We start from the raw sequence: 16872 nt of genomic DNA on the forward strand, positions 1-16872 counted from the left end.
TTAGACGGCCTGTGCGGCTGCTATGAGCGCGGTGGGCAGCGGAGTGACGTTGGCCACTGGCACCCCCTCCGGCCGTCACTCCACGACCTGCCGGCCCTCCGGCCTCGCGCTGCACGAGGCGCGGAAGGAGCAGTGCGTGCAGTGCTGGCCCGTGGTGGGCGAGAAGCGTTCGTCCAGGACCTTGCCGGCCGCCGTGGCGAGCAGGTCGCCCACCCACTCCCCGGCGAGCGGCTCCTGGGCCTGCACCTTGGGGAGGGTTTCGCCGCCGTCCTTCTTTGCGGCGCCCTGCCGCAGCTGCACCAGTTCCGCGCCGCCCGCCTCCGGACGTACGCCTTCGAAGGCGTCGTCGACCGCGCCTTCGCGCAGGGCGAGCTGGTACACGGCGAGCTGCGGGTGGCGGGCCACCTCGGCGGCGGTCGGCGTCTGCTTGCCGGTCTTGAAGTCCACTACGTAGGCACGGCCCTGCGCGTCCTGTTCGACGCGGTCCATGGAACCGCGCACGCGTACCTCGTAGGGCCCCGCTTCAAGGGTCACGTCGAAGTCGTGCTCGCTGCTGACGGGGGTACGGGTCCCGCGGTCCATCACATGCCACTGCAGGAAACGTTCGAGCGCCACGCGCGCGTGCTCCTTCTCCTGCGCCGACTTCCAGGGGGCGTCGAAGGCCAGCGCGTCCCACACCGAGTCGAGGCGCTCCATGAGGACGGCGAGATCGGCGGGTGTCCTGCCGGACGCGACCTCGTCGGCCAGGACGTGCACCACGTTGCCGAAGCCCTGGGCCGCGGTCGCCGGGGCGTCCGCCTTCACCTCGCGGCCCAGGAACCACTGCAGGGAGCAAGTGTTGGCGAGCTGGTCCAGGGCGCTCCCGGAGAGCACGACGGGCTTGTCGCGGTCCCGCAGGGGGACTTCGCTCGCCGTCGGCTCGTACATGCCCCACCAGCGGTACGGGTGCGCGGACGGTACGAGGGGGCGGCCGTCGGCGTCGCTGAGCGCGGCGAGCCGGGCCAGACGGTGGGCGGCGGCCTCGCGCAGCGGCTCCGAGACCCGGGGGTCGACGGTGGTGGAGCGCAGCTCGGCGACGAGCGCGGAGACGGACAGGGGGCGGCGCGGGCGGCCCGTTATGTCCTTGGGTTCGACGCCGAGTTCGCTGAGGAAGCGGGACGGCTGTTCGCCGTCGTCCGCGGGCGCCTTGACGGCGGTGACGACGAGGCGTTCACGCGCGCGCGTGGCGGCCACGTAGAACAACCGGCGCTCTTCGGAGAGGAGCGCTCCGGGGGTGAGGGGTTCGGCGAGGCCGTCGCTTCCGATGCGGTCGGCCTCCAGGAGGGAGCCGCGGCGGCGCAGGTCGGGCCAGAGACCTTCCTGGACACCGGCGACCACCACGAGCCGCCACTCCAGGCCCTTGGAACGGTGCGCCGTCATCAGGCGTACGGCGTCGGGGCGTACCGCCCTGCGCATGAGGGTGTCCGCGGCGATGTCCTGCGCCTCGGTCTCCTCCAGGAAGTTGAGGGCGCCGCGCCCTCCGGTGCGTTCCTCCGCGCGAGAGGCGTACGCGAACAGGGCGCAGACCGCGTCGAGATCACGGTCCGCGTTACGCCCCGCCGCGCCGCCGCGGCGCGCGGTCCGTTCCAGGCGGCGCGGCCACGGGGTGCCGTCCCAGAGCTCCCAGAGCGCCTCCTCGGCGGTGCCGCCGCCCGCGAGACGTTCACGGGCCTTGCGCAGCAGCGCGCCGAGCCGTTGGGCGCCGCGTGCGTACGCGGGGTCGTGGGCGACGAGCCGTTCCGGTTCGGCCAGCGCACGCGCGAGGAGGACGTCGGAGGGCGGCGGAAGGTGGTTTCCCGCGGCGCGCTCCTCCGCGCGAAGGGCACGCCCCAGACGGCGGAGATCGGCGGCGTCCATGCCGGCGAGGGGGGATGTGAGGAGGGTCAGGGCGGTCTCGGTGTCGAGCCAGGCGGAGGCCCCGGCTCCGGGCGCGGGCTCGCTACTGGGCTCTGCGTCTGCGTCGGCGTCGGCGTCGGCCTCCGGCTCCGACTCAGGCCCCGACTCAGGCCCAGGCCCAGGCGCCGGCTCTGACTCCGATCCCGGCTCCGGCTCCGGCTCCGACCCCAGCTCCAGCTCCAGCTCCAGCTCTACCCCAGCAGGCGCCCCCTGAGCCCCAGGCACCCCCTGAGCCACCACCGCCGTAGCCACCGCCCGCAGTGCTGTGAGCAGGGGCGTGACCGCCGGTTCGTGGCGCAGGGCGATGTCGTCGCCGTCGATGTCCAGGGGGACGCCGGCCGCGGTGAGGCTGCGGCGGACCGCGGGGATCGTGTGGGCTCCCGCGCGGACCAGGACGGCCATCTCACCCCACGGAACACCGTCCTCCAGGTGCGCGCGGCGCAGGATGTCCGCGATGTTGTCGAGTTCGGCGCCCGCCGTCGGGTAGGTGTACGTCTCCACGCGGCCGCCCTCCCTGACCGCGGCCAGCTCCCGGTGGGCCCGCACCTTGTCCGCGGGCAGCCTGGTGAGCGGCATGCGGCGGGTGAGCAGACGGGTGGCCTCCAGGAGGCCGGCGCCCGACCTGCGCGAGGTCGTCAGGACCTCCACCGGCGCCGCGGTGCCGTCCGCGCGCGGGAAGCGGTCGGGGAACTCCAGGATGCCGTTCACGTCGGCGCCCCGGAAGGTGTAGATCGACTGGTCCGGGTCGCCGAACGCGACGAGGGATCGCCCGCCCCCGGCAAGGGCGTGCAGCAGCCGCACCTGCGCCGGGTCCGTGTCCTGGTACTCGTCCACGAACACCGCGTCGTACTGCGCGCCGAGCGCCCGCGCGACCTCGGGCCGCCGCGCGAGCAGCACCGCGCGGTGCACCAGTTCCGCGTAGTCGAGCACTCCTTGCATGTCGAGTACGTCCAGGTACTCCGCGAGGAACGCCGCCGCCGCACCCCAGTCCGGGCGCCCCGCACGCCGGGCGAAGGCATCCAGGGCATCGGGCCCGAGGCCCAGTTCACGGCTCCGGGCAAGCACCGCGCGCACCTCGTCGGCGAAGCCCCGCGTCGTCAGGCAGGCGCGCAGCTCGTCCGGCCAGCGGACGTGGGAGCGCCCCTCGCCCGCCAGGTCGATCTGGCCCGCGAGGAGCTCGCGTACGGCCACGTCCTGCTCGGGACCGGAGAGGAGGCGCAGGGGCTCGACGAACAGGTCCGCGTCCTGGTGGGCGCGGATGAGGGCGTAACAGAAGGAGTGGAAGGTCGTCGCCTGCGGAGCGTTGGCCGCTCCTATGCGCAGCGCCATGCGGTCGCGCAGTTCCACCGCGGCCTTGCGGCTGAACGTGAGGACCAGGACCCGCTCCGGCTCCGTGCCCTTGGCGATCCGCGCGGCGACGGATTCCACGAGCGTCGTCGTCTTGCCCGTGCCGGGCCCCGCCAGGACGAGCAGCGGCCCTCCGGGGTGGTCAACCACCGCACGCTGCCGTGCGTCAAGACGAGGGGGGTCCACGCGGACCGGCGGGGTACGCACCAGCCGATAGGCACCCTGGGTCCCCTGTCGCGCCTGGAGGTGCGACGGGTGCCGGGTGTGCCGGGCGGAAGAAGTGGAGCTCACGTGGGTCGCCGGTCCTGGTGGGTGTACGTGGTGAAAAACGGCTGCGCGATGGCTGCGGGGTGAGAGAAATGCGTGCTGTCGACGCTACGCCAGCGGGCGTGCGGGGCGGGGGGCTTCCCCCGTACGGGCCACCGGTCCCCCGCGACGCCGCGGGATGGCCGAAGCTGTCAGGTGTGAGCCTCCGGAGCCCGCGGGTGAGCGGCCTCGCCGCTGCCCGCCGCGTCGTCGCCCGCCGCCCTGTCGCCCCCGTGCGGACCGGCGCCGTCCCAGCGCGCCCGCCGCATGTCGAGGCGCGGGACGTGGCCCTGGGCCGCACGGCTCGCCTCCCGCAGCGGCGTGCCCTCCGCGCGGTAGTGGCCGATCGCGCGCAGTTCGTGGCCGGGCAGGAGCACGCCGTCCGAGCGCACCACGCGCCACCACGGAACCGCCCCTCCGTAGAGCGCCATCACCCGGCCGACCTGCCGGGGGCCGCCCTCCTCCAGCCATTCGGCGACGTCCCCGTACGTCATGACCCGCCCCGGAGGGATCAGCTCCGCGACCTCGAGGACCCGCTCCGCGTACTCCGGGTACTCCGGAAGCCCTTGCTCCGGTCCGCTCTCCTCGCTCATCCGGTCCATCCTGCCGTACCCCACCGACACAGTGAGCGGCCCGCGACAGAGTGTGCGGTACGAGACAAACTGGAGCTCGGTGAACACTTTGCGCCCCCGCATTGCACCCTGATGCCCCCCTCTGTCGGTGGGACATGCCACCATCGTGCGGGCGGTGACTGGTGATACGAGATCAAGAAGAGGCGACGGAGCAGCAGGATGTGCACCCCGATGAGACGGCGGGCACCCCTGCGGCCGAGGCGCACCCGGACACCGGTGGGCACTCCCTGAAGAAGCACGAGAAGTTCGAGAAGTCCGGCGGGCCCGGCGGGTCCGCCGAGGCCGGGGCCGGGGCCGGGCCGTCCGAAGCCGGGTTGCCCGAAGCCGGGCCCTCCGGAGCCGGGCAGGACATCCACGACGCCTTCGTGCCCGATGACTGCACGGACGACGAGGGAGCCCACACCGACCGCGTGGCCGGTGACGAACCGCTGCTCGCCGCGCGCGTGCACCGCCCCTCCGACCTGATGCGGCTGCTCGTCGGCATCCTCGGGATCGCCGTCGTCCTCGCCATCGCCGCGTTCGCGCACGGCACGACATCGGGTCTCGCCCAGGACATCGACAAGGGCACGGACCAGGCGCCCGACCTCTTGATCAAGTTCGCGGGTCTCACCGCGAGCATCGGCGTCCTGCTCGTACCGGTCGCCTTCGCCATCGAGCGGCTGGTCAAACGGGACGGCCTGCGCATCGCCGACGGCGTTCTCGCGGCCGTCCTGGCGCACGGCGTCACGCTGGCCACCGACCTCTGGGTCGCCAAGGCCGCACCGGGTTCCATCCAGGAGGCGCTGACCCGGCCGTCCCCCGGTGATCTGCACGCGCTCACCGATCCCGTACACGGCTATCTGGCCCCTGTCATCGCGTACATGACAGCCGTGGGAATGTCCCGCAGACCCCGCTGGCGTGTGGTCCTGTGGGTGGTGCTGCTGCTCGACGCCTTCACCATGCTGGTCACCGGCTACACCACGCCGTTCTCGATCATCCTGACCGTCCTCCTCGGCTGGAGCGTGGCCTACGGCACGCTGTACGCGGTCGGCTCGCCGAACGTGCGGCCCACCGGCCAGACGCTGCTCGCCGGCCTGCGGCACGTCGGCTTCCACCCGGTGAGCGCCGCCCGCGAGGATTCCCCCGACAGCGAGCACGGCGACCGGGGCCGCCGCTACTTCGTCACTCTTGAGGACGGCCCTCCCCTTGACGTCACGGTCATCGACCGCGAGCAACAGGCGCAGGGCTTCTTCTACCGCGTGTGGCGCAGGCTGACGCTGCGCGGCATCACCCAGCGCCGCAGCCTCCAGTCGCTGCGCCAGGCCCTGGAGCAGGAGGCCCTCCTCGCGTACGCGGCGATCGCCGCCGGGGCCAACGCCCCCAAGCTGATCGCCACCTCCGAGCTCGGCCCCGACGCGGTGATCCTCGTCTACGAGCACACGGGCGGCCGCACCCTGGACTCCCTGCCGGACGACGTCATCACCGATGAACTGCTGTGCGACACCTGGCGGCAGGTGCAGGCGCTCCAGTCACGGCGGATCGCGCACCGCAGGCTCGCCGGCGACGCGATTTTGGTGGATCGTTCCGGCACGGTGATCCTGACCGACCTCAGGGGCGGTGAGATCGCCGCGGGCGACCTCGTCCTGCGGATGGACATCGCCCAGCTCCTGACCGCCTTCGGCCTTCGCGTGGGCGCCGAACGCGCGGTCGCGACCGCGGTCGACGTGCTCGGCCCCGACTCGGTCGCCGACTGCCTGCCGCTGCTCCAGCCGATCGCGCTGACCCGCTCGACCCGCGGAACCCTGCGCAAGCTGGCCAGGGAGAGGTCCCAGCGCGAGCGCGAGGCGGTCCTCGAGGCCTCCCGCCAGGACAAGCTGGCCCGCGCGGCGGAGGCGAACGCCGACGCGGCCGCGGAAGCCCTTGAGAGCGCCGAGGGGGGCGCCAAGGGCCCCGACCGCAAGACCGTGCGCGCGGAGAAGCAGGCCGAGAAGCAGGCCATAGACGTCGCGCTCGACCAGGCCCGCGAGGAGGACCTGCTCACACAGATCCGCCACCAGGTGCTGCTGATCCGGCCGCAGGCGCCCGTCGAGCCCGCCCAGCTGGAGCGGATCAGGCCGCGCACGCTCATCAGCTTCATCGCCGGTGCCATCGGCGCGTACTTCCTGCTCTCGCAGCTCACCCACGTCGACTTCAACACGATCGTCGGCGAGGCCGAGTGGGGCTGGGTCGCCGTGGCCGTGGCGTGCTCGGCGCTGAGCTACTTCGCGGCGGCGATGAGCCTGCTCGGCTTCGTGCCGGAGCGCGTGCCGTTCCTGCGGGCCGTGCAGGCGCAGGTCGCCGGGTCGTTCGTGAAGATCGTGGCACCCGCCGCGGTGGGTGGCGTCGCGCTCAACACGCGCTTCCTGCAACGCTCCGGGGTGCGCTCCGGCCTCGCGGTGGCGAGCGTCGGCGCCTCGCAGCTCTTCGGGCTCGGCTCCCACATCATGCTGCTGATGATCTTCGGTTATGTGACCGGTACGGAGAAGACGCCTTCCCTGTCACCGTCCCGGACCGTCATCGCCGGTCTCCTGTCGGTCGCGGTGCTCGTGCTCGTGGTGACCGCGATCCCGTTCCTGCGGAAGTTCGTCGTCACGCGCGTGCGCTCGCTGTTCGCGGGCGTCGTGCCGCGCATGCTCGACGTGCTGCAGCGCCCGCAGAAGCTGCTCACCGGCATCGGCGGCATGCTGCTCCTGACGCTCATGTTCGTGCTCTGCCTCGACGCCTCGGTACGCGCCTTCAGCACCACGGAGATGAAGCCGCTGACCCTGGCCAGCGTCGCCGTGGTCTTCCTCGCCGGAAACGCGCTCGGCTCCGCGGCGCCCACGCCCGGCGGTGTCGGAGCGGTCGAGGCGACGCTCACCTTCGGCCTGATCGCGGTGGGCGTGCCCAAGGATGTAGCGGCGCCCGCCGTGCTCCTGTTCCGCCTCCTCACCCTGTGGCTGCCGGTGCTGCCCGGGTGGCTGTTCTTCAACCACCTGACAAGGAAGGGCCTTCTTTAAAGGAAGGGCCTTCTTTAGAAGGAGAGGCCTTCTTCAAGAGAAGGAGGCCTGTTCACGGAAGGCCGAGCCAGCCGTGCGCCCCGTTCACGCCCCCCGCAGGATGGGGAGCATGCCCAACCACAAGGCGCGTGCCGCCGCCACTGTCGTCCTGCTGTCCGCGACCCTCGCGGCCTGTGGCACAGACGACTCCAAGGACAAGGACTCCGAGGACGAGAATCTGTCGGCCCAGGAGCTCAGCTGGAAGGACTGCCCCGCGCCCGCCGCGTCCGAGGGCGGCGGCGAGGCACCGTCACCGCTGCCCGGCGGCGCCGCATGGCAGTGCGCCACCATGAAGGCCCCCCTCGACTGGGACAAGCCCAAGGGCGACACCCTCGACATCGCCCTGATCCGCGCCGCGGCGAGCGGCGAGAAGGACCGGCGGATCGGCTCGCTCGTCTTCAACTTCGGCGGCCCCGGCGGCTCGGGCGTCACCACGCTGCCCGCCTTCGGTGAGGACTACGCCAAGCTGCGCACCCGCTACGACCTGGTCAGCTTCGACCCGCGCGGCGTCGGCCGCAGCGCGGGCGTGCGGTGCGAGGACGACAAACAGCTCGACGCGTACTTTCAGCAGGACTCCACGCCCGACGACGACGCCGAGCAGAAGAAGCTCGTCGAGAACGTGAAGGGCTTCAACGGAGCCTGCGAGAAGAACTCCGGCGAGGTGCTCCCCCACGTACGTACCACCGACGCGGCCCGCGACATGGACCTGATGCGCCAGGTGCTCGGCGACGACAAGCTGCACTACTTCGGCATCTCGTACGGCACCGAACTCGGCGGCGTCTACGCACACTTGTTCCCCAAGAAGGTGGGCCGTGCCGTCTTCGACGCGGTCGTCGACCCCACCGAGACGGCGGAGCAGGGTTCGCTCGGCCAGGCCGAGGGCTTCCAGCTCGCGCTCGACAACTACGCAAAGGACTGCACGTCGAAGGTCGCGGACTGCCCCGTCGGCGACACCGAGAAGGACGTCAAGGACAAGATCGGCAAGCTCCTCAAGGACCTGGACGCCAAGCCTCTGCCCGCCGTCGCGCCGCGCGAACTGACCCAGACCGCCGCCACGAACGGCATCGCGCAGGCGCTGTACTCCAAGGACTTCTGGCCGTATCTCACCGAGGGCCTGGACGAGGCGTACGACGGTGACGGGAAGATCCTCATGACGCTCTCCGACGCCATGAACGGCCGCAACCAGGACGGTACGTACAGCAACATCCAGGCCGCCAACGTCTCCATCAACTGCGCGGACGACAAGGAGCGCTACACCCCGGAGTACGTCGAGCAGAAGCTCCCCGGGTTCCGTGCGGCGTCGCCGCTGTTCGGCGACTATCTGGCGTGGGGCATGGTCGGCTGCACCGACTGGGCGGTGGACGGAGCCGCCGAGCACCCGGACGTCAGCGCGCAGGACGCGCCGCCCATCGTCGTCATCGGCAACACGGGCGACCCGGCCACTCCGTACGAGGGCGCGAAGAAGATGGCGGACGCCCTTGGCGAGGGCGTCGGCGTCGAGCTGACGTACAAGGGCCAGGGGCACGGGGCGTACGACAGCAAGAACAAGTGTGTGCGCGACGCGGTGAACGGCTATCTGCTGGACGGCACGGTGCCGAAGAAGGGCACGGTCTGCTCGTGACGGGGCAGGGCTCGTGAGACGGGGCTCGTGACGGGGCGGAGGCCGCCCGGCCCGCCAAAGGCGTTGTCAGCGGCCCCGCCTACTATGGACTGATTGTCTTCCGAGGGGGGAAGCGCTCCATGCCGCGTTTCGTACGGTCAGCAGCCCTGGCCGCCGCAGGGGTTCTGGTGGCGGGGCTCGCCGTCGGCTGCGGTGGCTCCGACGGGGACGGGGGCAAGGACGACGCCAAGCCCGCCCCGACCGGACCCGAGCAGTCACCGAGGCCCGACCCCTCCTCCACCCTGCCCGCCTCGCTCACCACCCAGAAGCTCGACTGGGGCGGCTGCAAGGCGACCGGCGGCGACCCCGCCCCCGGCTCCGAGTGGCAGTGCTCGACCCTCAAGGTCCCCCTGGACTACGCGAAGCCGGACGGCGAGACGATCGACGTCGCGCTGATCCGGGCCAGGTCCACCGGCGAGGGCAAGCGCATCGGCTCGCTCCTGTTCAACTTCGGCGGACCCGGCGGCTCCGGTGTCTCCATGCTGCCGTCGTTCGCGGACATGTACGACAAGCTCCGCGAGCGCTACGACCTGGTGAGCTTCGACCCGCGCGGCGTCGCGGGCAGCGAGGGCATCCGCTGTCGCAGCGACAAGGAGACGGAGGCCGCGGAGGCCGTCGACCTCACCCCGGACACCCCGGCCGAGGAAGCCGCGTACTTCAAGGACGCGGCCGACTTCGGCGCGGGGTGCGCCGACGACTCGGACAAGCTCCTCGGCCATGTCTCGACGGTCGAGGCCGCCCGGGACATGGACGTGATGCGCCAGGTCCTCGGCGACGAGAAGCTGCACTACATGGGCATCTCGTACGGCACCGAACTCGGTGGCACGTACGCCCACTTGTTCCCCAAGAAGGTCGGACGGCTCACCCTGGACGCCGTCGTCGACCCGACCGCGGACTCCGTGGGCCACGCCAAGAACCAGGCGCGGGGCTTCCAGCGCGCCCTGGAGAACTACCTGAAGTCCTCGGGCCAGGACCCCGAGGACGGCTCGCAGAAGATAGTGCGCCTCCTCAAGCGCCTCGACGCCGAGCCGCTGCCCGGATCCGGCGACCGCAAGCTGACCCAGTCCCTGGCCCTCACCGGCATCACGGTCACCCTCTACAGCCAGCAGAGCTGGCCCGCCCTGACCCGCGGCCTCGAGCAGGCCGAGAAGGGCGACGGCTCGGCCCTGCTGCAACTGGCCGACGCCTACAACGAACGGGACGGCTCCGGGCGTTACAGCACACAGAGCCACTCGCAGCGCTCGATCGCCTGCCGCGACGCCAAGGCGCGGACGACGCCCGCGCAGGCGAAGGCGCAGCTGGCCGACTTCCGCGAGATATCGCCCGTCTTCGGCGAGTTCATGGGCTGGGACACGGCCGGCTGGTGCCACAAGTGGCCGGTGGCCGGGCTGCACGACTCCCCCGACGTGAGCGCCCCCGGCGCGGCGCCGGTCCTGGTCGTCGGCAACACCGGAGACCCGGCGACGCCCTACGAAGGCGCCCGCAAGATGGCGGACGAGCTGGGCCGGGGTGTCGGCGTCGAGCTGACCTGGAAGGGCGAGGGGCACGGGGCGTACGGCATGGGGAGCGACTGCGTGGACAGCACGGTCAACGCCTACCTCCTGAACGGCAAGGCCCCGAAGAACGGCAAGATCTGCGAGAACTGAGCGAGCGGTTCAAGCAACTGAGCGAGCGGTTCAAGCAACTGAGTGAGCCGTTCAAGCAGAGAGGGCCCGCACCAAAAGGTGCGGGCCCTCTCGCAGTCCCTTCAGGCGCTGCGCCTAGTAGACCGGCTTCTCCGGCTCGATCTGGTTGACCCAGCCGATCACGCCGCCGCCCACGTGCACCGCGTCGCTGAAGCCGGCGGACTTCAGCACGGCGAGGACCTCCGCGGACCGGACACCCGTCTTGCAGTGCAGGACGATCTTCTTGTCCTGCGGCAGGCTCTCCAGGGCGGTGCCCATGAGGAACTCGTTCTTGGGGATCAGCTTGGCGCCGGGGATCGAGACGATCTCGTACTCGTTCTGCTCGCGCACGTCGATGATCTCGATCTTCTCGTCCGCGTCGATCCACTCCTTGAGCTGCTTGGGAGTGATCGTCGCGCCGAGCGCCGCCTCCTGGGCCTCATCGGACACGACGCCGCAGAAGGCCTCGTAGTCGATGAGCTCGGTGACGGTGGCGTTCGGGCCGCAGACCGCGCAGTCGGGGTCCTTGCGGACCTTGACCTGGCGGTACTGCATCTCCAGGGCGTCGTAGATCATCAGGCGGCCGACCAGCGGGTCGCCCACGCCGGCCAGGACCTTGATCGCCTCGGTGACCTGGATGGAACCGATCGACGCGCAGAGCACGCCGAGCACGCCGCCCTCGGCGCAGGACGGGACCATGCCGGGGGGCGGGGGCTCCGGGTAGAGGCAGCGGTAGCACGGGCCGTGCTCGCTCCAGAAGACGGACGCCTGGCCGTCGAAGCGGTAGATCGAACCCCATACGTACGGCTTGTTGAGCAGCACGCAGGCGTCGTTGACCAGGTAACGCGTGGCGAAGTTGTCCGTGCCGTCGACGATCAGGTCGTACTGGCTGAAGATGTCCATCACGTTCTCGGCCTCGAGCCGCTCTTCGTGGAGGATCACGTTCACGTACGGGTTGATGCCGAGGACGGAGTCCTTCGCCGACACCGCCTTCGAGCGGCCGATGTCGGCCTGGCTGTGGATGATCTGGCGCTGCAGGTTCGACTCGTCGACCTCGTCGAACTCCACGATGCCGAGCGTGCCGACGCCCGCCGCGGCGAGGTACATCAGCGCCGGTGACCCGAGGCCGCCGGCGCCGACACAGAGCACCTTGGCGTTCTTCAGCCGCTTCTGCCCGTCCATCCCGACGTCGGGGATGATCAGGTGGCGGGAGTACCTGCGGACCTCGTCGACGGTGAGCTCAGATGCTGGCTCGACCAGGGGTGGCAGCGACACGGAGACTCCGTTGGTCGGTATGTGGAAACGGTTGTTCTGTCCGTAACACTGCCACGCCCCTCTTCATTCCGAGACACCCGTTCCGATGCGCGAGACGATTTCGTCCCAGTACCCGGGCATCGACTCCCAGGGCTCGTCCCCTCCCCCGCCGTCCACCCGGTCGGTGAAGTAGATCGTCGACGCGCCCTGCCAGCGTGCGATGCGCAGCGCCTCGTCGAGATGGCCGCGTGGCATGCCGTGCACGAAATGGCAGAAGCGCTCGGGCGGATAGTCGGCGGTCCACTCGGCCACCTGTGACCAGCGGTAATCGCTCCAGGGGCCGGAGAACGTCACCAACTGGTCGGCGGATTCGGCGTATCCGGGATAGGGGTGGGTGCCGTGCCCCAGGACGATGTGCGCGTCGTCACAGAGCGCGCGCAGCGTCATGACCGTCCTGCGCACCTCCGGGAGTGCCGCCCGCTCCGTGGGACAGCGGTCCAGGGAGAAACCGTCGACCTGATACCAGTCGAGGTAGCGGTGCGCGTCGGAGATGAGCTCCCCGAAGCCGCGGGCGCCATACGTCACGTCGAGGTGACCGAGAACACGTACGCCCGCGTTCCGCAGCCGCCCGGCGGCCTCCAGGCAGTGCGGGTCGGGCCGGTCCCCCGGCCCCCTGCTCACATTCAGGACGACCCAGTGCAAAGGGGCACCAGGGCGGGTGAGTTCGGACCATTCGGTGGGTGCGACGAGAGGGTGCGCGAAGCCGGGGATGCCGAATCCGAGCCGTACGTCGGTGTGCGCTGTGCCTGTGCCGGTCCTTGTCAGATGCGGCATGCCGCCTCCATCCAGATGTCGGCGAGTGACTCCTCGAGGTTGATGCGGGGGCGCCAGCCGAGCCGGTCGCGCGCGGTGCGCACGTCGGCCTGCTGCCAGCTGCCGCACCCGTCGGGATAGGGGTAGGCGGCCGGGCTCCCGTGGTCGGATTCGGCGCGGGGGTGCCCGATGGATTGCCGCAGGGCCCCTTGGTCGAGCTCGTGCAGGGCTCCGCCGTACCCGGCGACGCGCGCCAGGACGGCCGCCGCGTCACGCAGCCGCACCGCCCGGCCCGCCCCGATGTTCACGATCCCCTGGGCGGCGGAGAGCGAGGCGGCGTGCACGGCGCGCGCCACGTCGCGTACGTCGATGAAGTCCCGCTGGACGCCGAGCCCCCCGAGTTTGAGCTCGCCGTCACCGGCCTGCATGGCCCGCCGCATGGCCTCGGCGAGCCGCCCGAGCGGCGATCCGGCCGGAGTGCCGGGCCCGGCGGGCGAGAACACCCGCAGGACGACCGCGTCGAGACCGGACCCGAGGACCAGTTCGGTGGCCGCGAGCTTGCTGACGCCGTACGGTCCGCCGGGCCTGGGCACGGCGTCCTCGGCGGTGGAGGACCCCGGCTGGCTCGGCCCGTACTCGGCACCGCAGCCCAGCTGCACGAGCCGCGCCCCGCATCCGCTGCGGCGCAGGGCCTCGCAGATCGTGGCGACGGCGACGGTGTTGTGCCGGGTCAGCTCCCGGGCGCCGCCACGGGTGGCGCCCGCGCAGTTGATCACGACGCCCGGGTGCACGGCGTCCAGGAAGCGGGTGAGCGCGCCGGGGCTGCCGCTCGCGAGGTCGAACCGTACGTCCGAGTCGTCGCCGCGGCCGAGCGCGGTGAGCTGCACCGCCGGGTCGGCGAGCAGCCGGTCGGCGACGAACCGGCCGAGGTATCCGTTGGCTCCGATCAGCAGCACCCTCATCGGGCGGCTCCCGGATCGGATTCTCGGATGCTGGGGGTCCTCATCTGGTGATCTCCTTCAGGGGGTTGCCGTAGTGCACGGGGTAAGGCCCGCGGTGTCGGCCCCGCGGGAGAGAGAGGTTTCGAATGGGGCCAGGTGGAACTGGCGGTGCGCATCCTCAGGGCGCTCCGTCGCCGTGCGCGGAGGCCCGGCTGAGCACGCGCAGGCAGTGGAGCAACAGCACGCACGCGGCGGCGCCGCACGCGACGAGGGGGACGACGCCGGGCCCCCCGGCCCGGACCGCGCCCTCCACCGGAGCCGCCAGCCATGCGCACCCGGGCAGGCGCCCCGCGAACACGGAGGCGAGCGAGACCGCCTCCACCGCGCCGGCGGCCCCCAGCATCAGCAGGGGCGCCCGCGTGAACCCGTACGAGAAGAGCAGCCGGGCGTGGAGCAGCAGCGCGCCGAGCGCTCCGGCCCCCGCGGAGACCGGTACGCCATGGACGGCCGCGGTCCCCACGAGCAGGGCCCCCAGGGCGCACAGGTACAGCGCGACGACGCCCACCAGCAACGGCCGTACGGAGGCGGTGAATTCGGCGAGCCCGCGGCTGAGCGCGAGCCGTCGCCGTGCCCCCACTGCGAAGAGCCGCGCGCACCACATGGCAGGGGCCACGGCGAGCGAGAGCCCCAGGGCCGCGGCGAGCGACGGCCCCCAGGGGTCCTCGGGTCCGCCCGACACGGCGGCCCGTGTGAGCCCGTCGCCGAAGAGGGCGTAGGCGAGGAGAAAGCACGTCCACGCGCGCGTTGCCGGGACGACATGGTGCGCGGAACGCAGCGGTCCGTACCGAAGGGCCACCCGGAGCGCGACGGCCACGGCGAGCGCTCCGCCGAGCCCCACCGCGTACCGCGCCCACCCCTCGCTCAGCTCGATCCCCACGGCGGCGAGTCCGCAGGCCGCGCCCGGCAGCAGGGCGAACAGCGCCCATCCGGCGGGCACTTCGGTGGCTCGGCGTGCGGGGGCGGGCCCGGCTGTGCCGTGCTCCTCCTCATCGCGCGGCACGCGCGCGTACATCTCCTCGGCGAGCGCGAACACGTCCCGGTGCCTGAAGCGCGCGGCGGTCCGGTCGGTCACTCCGTGCGCCTCCAGGCCCGCGGCGATCTCCAGGGGGTCGACGGCGCGCTCGCACAGCTCGCGATGCCGGTGCATCAGCGCCTTCACGGGGTCCACGGTGCCGCGGCGCGCGGGCTTCGTTCCGGCCCCGGCGTTCGGGCCCCGCCAGGCCGCGGGCTCCCGCACCAGGGCGGCGTCGGCCACCAGTTCCTCCGAGCGCACGTCCCACCCGCCGGGGCTCCCCGGAGCTCGTGGCGCGTCGATCCGCTGTTCCTTGTTCATACGCCCGCCTCCTTCAACCGCTCAGGTCCGTCCGCCTCTTGGGCCCAGCTGGGCGCGCCGCTCGCGACTGCGCCCGCGTCCCCGCCACCGGAGGCCGCCGCCCACCGGCCCGGCATGTACGCCTCCGCCGGGTTGCCGAAGGGCACCGGCTCGCCCGCGTCGTCGAGCGCCTCCCTGCGCACCGGGCAGTGCGAGACGATCTCCAGGTAGATGCCGCGGAAGGCTTCGGTGTTCTGCTCCACGGTGAACAGTTCGAGCGCGCGCGCACGCGCCGCCGCCCCGAGCCGGTCGCGCCGTCCGGCGTCGCGCAGCAGCGCCACGCACGCCTCCGCGAGCGCCCGTGGATTGCGCGGCGGGACCACGAGTCCGGTGCCGCCGATGACCTCGACGACCGCGCCGACATCCGTGGAGACCGTGGCGCGCCCGCAGAACATGGCCTCGACCAGGCTGATCGGGAACCCCTCGACGACGCTCGAAAGGACGACGACACTCCCCGCGGCGTACGCGTCCGCGAGCTCGGGCGTCCCGGGCGCGCCAATCTCCTCGAAGGAGACGGGGTTGTCGCCGACGGCGTGCGCGCCGTCCGCCTCGTCGGGGAAGAGCTGCGCCGCGAGCGCCTTGCAGTGGGCCAGATACGCGGCCGCGTCGGCGCCTTCCGCGGGCGCCCCGACGATGCGCAGCCGGGCCTTGGGCTCCTCCTTGCGGATCTCCGCGAAGGCGTGCAGCAGGGAGATCAGATCCTTGGCGGGCTCGATGCGCCCGACCCAGAGGAGGGTGTCGGGGTCGCCCGGGTCCTCCCGCTCGCCGACCTCCGCGAAGCGGGACGCCTCCATGCCCGGGTAGACCGTGCGCAGCTTCGACCGCTCGGCCCCGCACCGCTCCTGCCAGCGGCGGGCATGCGTGTTGCCCGGGGTGATGACCGTGGCCCTGCGGTACACCTCGGCGGCGAGCTTGCCGTGGAAGGAGGTGAGCAGTGCCCGCGCCGGCGCACTGAGCGCCTCGTCGCCGGACGCGAGGTAGTGCGTCCGCAGTTGCACGCCGTACTCGGTGACCAGGAGGGGTACTCCGGAGAAGTGCTGGGCGAGAAGACCCGGGAGCGCGGCCGGGCCGCCGGACGTGGCGTGGCACAGGTCGACGGCGCCGAGGCCGTCGGCCCCGTACCAGTCGAGGGAGAGCGGCCGCAGCGTGCGCTCCAGGAGGCCCGCCACGGCGAGCAGGTCGGGTACGCGTGCGGTGCGCGCCGCGCGGAGTGCGCCGGGCGCGCGGCACGCGCCCTCCAGGGCGCGCACCGCGGTTTCGGAGCGCAGTGCGCCGACGAGTCCGCCTTGGTCGCCGGCGAGTTCGGCGAGGCCGTAGAGCGCACTGCCGAAACGGTCCGCCAACGCTTCGGAGTCGCCGGATGCGCCGCCTGCGGCCCCGGAATCGCACACCGCCGCGGCCAGTTCGCCGAAGCACTCCGCGAAGCGCCGCCGCGCCCGGCGTCCGTACCCGGCCCCGAAGGACGCTTGGTCGTCGGTCCAGTCGGTGGTCCACAGGGGCGCCGTCCGAACCCGGTTCACCTGGGGTGGCAGCTCGATCCAGCCCTGCGCCTCCTGCCGCTCGCTGCGGCTGAGTGCGTAGATGTCGAATTCGTGCTGCCCGAGCCCGCGCACGAGCCGGTCGCACCAGAGTCTGGCCTCACCGCTCACATACGGATAACCACCCTCCGTAAGCAATCCGATGCGCACGCGTACACCCCCGATCTGCCATGTGGGGAGCCGCCGTTGGACCGGCGGCTCGCAGCGGGACGAACGTATGCGGACATGCCGGTGGCGCGACGGACGGTTGTCCATCGCGCCACCAAAAGGGGTGAACGGCAGTAACTTTCTCGC

At 72.0% G+C, this 16872-nt stretch carries 10 protein-coding genes; 3 read left to right on the forward strand and 7 right to left on the reverse strand.

All coding sequences use genetic code 11. The features are described 5' to 3' along the window. Positions 1-75 precede the first annotated feature (75 nt). Both ACWD02_RS09155 and ACWD02_RS09160 read right to left on the reverse strand, forming a co-directional pair. The gene (locus ACWD02_RS09155) at positions 76-3432 is read right to left on the reverse strand and encodes a UvrD-helicase domain-containing protein (RefSeq protein WP_451206481.1); all 3357 of its coding nucleotides are present in this window, start codon (positions 3430-3432) and stop codon (positions 76-78) included. 308 nt (positions 3433-3740) lie between these two features. Further along, complete coding sequence (locus tag ACWD02_RS09160; RefSeq protein WP_451206483.1) at positions 3741-4181, reverse strand: MGMT family protein; 441 nt, start codon at positions 4179-4181, stop codon at positions 3741-3743. A 161-nt stretch (positions 4182-4342) separates the two neighbouring features. On the opposite strand from ACWD02_RS09160, the gene ACWD02_RS09165 reads away from it, so the two are divergent. The 3 genes from ACWD02_RS09165 (at position 4343) to ACWD02_RS09175 (ending at position 10582) form a co-directional block, all read left to right on the forward strand. Beyond that, complete coding sequence (locus tag ACWD02_RS09165) at positions 4343-7237, forward strand: lysylphosphatidylglycerol synthase domain-containing protein (protein WP_451206486.1); 2895 nt, start codon at positions 4343-4345, stop codon at positions 7235-7237. A gap of 109 nt (positions 7238-7346) precedes the next feature. Next, on the forward strand, positions 7347-8897 hold the full coding sequence (locus ACWD02_RS09170) for an alpha/beta hydrolase (protein ID WP_451206489.1): 1551 nt from the start codon (positions 7347-7349) through the stop codon (positions 8895-8897). A 119-nt stretch (positions 8898-9016) separates the two neighbouring features. Beyond that, positions 9017-10582, forward strand: a complete 1566-nt coding sequence (locus ACWD02_RS09175) for an alpha/beta hydrolase (RefSeq protein WP_451206492.1) — start codon at positions 9017-9019, stop codon at positions 10580-10582. A 114-nt stretch (positions 10583-10696) separates the two neighbouring features. Here ACWD02_RS09175 and moeZ read toward each other — a convergent pair whose 3' ends face one another. From moeZ to ACWD02_RS09200, 5 genes are all read right to left on the reverse strand, one after another. Beyond that, positions 10697-11875, reverse strand: coding sequence for an adenylyltransferase/sulfurtransferase MoeZ (moeZ, locus tag ACWD02_RS09180; RefSeq protein WP_451206494.1), 1179 nt, complete (start codon positions 11873-11875; stop codon positions 10697-10699). A 63-nt stretch (positions 11876-11938) separates the two neighbouring features. Next, on the reverse strand, positions 11939-12688 hold the full coding sequence (locus ACWD02_RS09185; RefSeq protein WP_451206497.1) for a spherulation-specific family 4 protein: 750 nt from the start codon (positions 12686-12688) through the stop codon (positions 11939-11941). Then, positions 12676-13629: an NAD-dependent epimerase/dehydratase family protein gene (locus tag ACWD02_RS09190; RefSeq protein WP_344520507.1), complete on the reverse strand. Its 954-nt coding sequence runs from the start codon at positions 13627-13629 to the stop codon at positions 12676-12678. Before ACWD02_RS09190 ends, ACWD02_RS09185 begins: the two co-directional genes overlap by 13 nt. 157 nt (positions 13630-13786) lie before the next feature. Continuing rightward, on the reverse strand, positions 13787-15001 hold the full coding sequence (locus tag ACWD02_RS09195) for a hypothetical protein (protein WP_451206500.1): 1215 nt from the start codon (positions 14999-15001) through the stop codon (positions 13787-13789). Continuing rightward, a complete protein-coding gene (locus tag ACWD02_RS09200; RefSeq protein WP_451206502.1) occupies positions 14998-16728 on the reverse strand; it encodes a DUF3492 domain-containing protein in 1731 nt (576 codons plus the stop codon). Before ACWD02_RS09200 ends, ACWD02_RS09195 begins: the two co-directional genes overlap by 4 nt. Positions 16729-16872: the final 144 nt, after the last annotated feature.

This window comes from Streptomyces sp. NPDC002853 (assembly GCF_053591915.1).

Bases quoted from the DNA above. Each gene is read 5' to 3' on its own strand.
- ACWD02_RS09160 (WP_451206483.1), bottom strand. From the start codon at position 4,181: ATGAGCGAGGAGAGCGGACCGGAGCAAGGGCTTCCGGAGTACCCGGAG.
- ACWD02_RS09170 (WP_451206489.1), top strand. From the start codon at position 7,347: ATGCCCAACCACAAGGCGCGTGCCGCCGCCACTGTCGTCCTGCTGTCC.
- ACWD02_RS09175 (WP_451206492.1), top strand. From the start codon at position 9,017: ATGCCGCGTTTCGTACGGTCAGCAGCCCTGGCCGCCGCAGGGGTTCTG.
- ACWD02_RS09185 (WP_451206497.1), bottom strand. From the start codon at position 12,688: ATGCCGCATCTGACAAGGACCGGCACAGGCACAGCGCACACCGACGTA.
- ACWD02_RS09190 (WP_344520507.1), bottom strand. From the start codon at position 13,629: ATGAGGGTGCTGCTGATCGGAGCCAACGGATACCTCGGCCGGTTCGTC.
- ACWD02_RS09195 (WP_451206500.1), bottom strand. From the start codon at position 15,001: ATGAACAAGGAACAGCGGATCGACGCGCCACGAGCTCCGGGGAGCCCC.